General features: G+C 66.9%; 2 protein-coding genes. Both read right to left on the bottom strand.

Features of this window, described 5'->3' with window-relative positions:
- Positions 1-759 (bottom strand): acyltransferase family protein (locus tag JX325_RS16380; RefSeq protein WP_204792100.1); only part of this gene is annotated, 759 nt, incomplete at its 3' end.
- A partial coding sequence (locus JX325_RS16375) for a chloride channel protein (RefSeq protein ID WP_204792099.1) occupies positions 756-1,634 on the bottom strand: 879 nt, incomplete at its 5' end. The genes JX325_RS16380 and JX325_RS16375, both read right to left, overlap by 4 nt.

Here is a 1,634-nt window from a genome sequence, read left to right as displayed (position 1 = left end):
CACCAGGAAATGCTCCTCCAGCCTCCCCGCCGCCGCCGAGGCGGCCCAGGCCCCCCCGAAGGTGAGGAGGAAGCCCGCCAGAAGAGCCGCGAGGCAGAGGGGCCGCCGGGGACGGGGACGGTAAACCGTCAGGTAATGCCCCAGCAGGGTGTAGCCAATAGAGGAGTAGGCCAGGTTCAGCCGCCACTGGACCGGGACGCCTCCCAGAAGCGTAAAGGGCCAGAGGGTCCGAACCGTGGGGTACAGAATGCCCAGGAGGAACCACAGCCCCAGGGCATACTCCAAAGACTGCCGGTCCCCGTTTCGGACCAGGAGCCGGGTGACGGGCAGGAAGGCGTAAACCAGGAGCATGATGTGGAGATAATAGAGATGCTCCTCATGCCGGAAGAGGAGGAGGTTTTTCGCCGCCGCCTCCAGGTCCCAGGGGGTGAGGCTGTCCAGCAGCCACAGGTAAACCAGCTTATAGCAGGCCGCCCAGNAAAACAGCGCCGCCAGAAGCCGGGCCATGCTGCGGGTGTAGAGCCGTTTTATNGGCAGCTCCCGCTCCGGCGNCAGGAGCAGGGCCCCGCTGGCNATNAGGAACAGGNGTACCGCCGGACGGGCCAGGGCATTCCAGAACAGGCCGGACAGCCAGGGGGCGGAAACCGGGCCGGAGAGGCAGCCCGCGCTGGCGTGGATCAGCAGGACGCCAAAAATAGCGGAACTTTTTACCAGGTCAACCGTCCGGTTTCGCGGGGGGGGGTAAATTTTGGAAATCATGAAAGCGCCTCCTTGGGTTCCGCCGGGACGCCGGTTTCCACGGGCCCATCGTTGGTGTGTACGTTGATGTACCGCCCCTTCAGCTTGGAGTGAAGAATCGTCTGGCTGNAGTACAGCCCCCCGTAGCCGGAGAGGACATAGCTGACACAGCAGGCCAGCGCGTAGTACAAAAGCCCCCCGCTTCCAAAGAGCTCGATGGCCAGGGCAATGGAGGCCAGGGGGCAGTTGGTGGCCCCGCAGAACACGGACGCAAGGCCCAGCGCGGCGGCAAAGCCCGCCGGAAGCCCCAGCACGGGCCCCATGGCGCAGCCGAAGGCCGCCCCCACGAAGAAGGAGGGCACCACCTCCCCGCCCTTGAAGCCCGCTCCCAGGGTGACGGCGGTGAAGAGGATTTTGAGCAAGAACGCCTCCGGCCGGACGGCCCCCTGCTCCACGGCGGCGGCGATGACCTCCATTCCCGCGCCGTTGTAGTCCGTGGCGTCGCAGAGCCAGGTGAGGAGAATCACGGCGCAGCCCCCGGCGAAGGCCCGGAGCCAGGGATTGGGAATCCGCTTGTGGAGCTGCCACTCCGCCAGGCGGATGGTCCCGCAGAACACCACGGACAGCAGACCGCACAGGGCCGCCAGAATTCCCGCCCGGACCAGCAGGCCCGCCGCCGGCTCGGGAGCCGCCACAGCGAAGGCGGTGGGGGCCACACCCAGCGCCCGGGAGATGCCATAGGCCTCCAGGGCCCCGATAAGGGCGGGGAAAAAGGCGGCGTGGTAGAAGGAGTCCACACTGACCACGGCGATGGAGAACACCGCCGCCGCCAGGGGCGTTCCGAAGAGGGCGGTGAAAAAGGCCGCCATGCCCGTGGTGGTGGCAATGCGCNGGTC

This window comes from Oscillibacter sp. CU971 (assembly GCF_905219725.1).
Classification (GTDB): Bacteria; Bacillota; Clostridia; order Oscillospirales; family Oscillospiraceae; genus Oscillibacter.
This window is presented reverse-complemented; position numbering and strand designations above follow the sequence as displayed.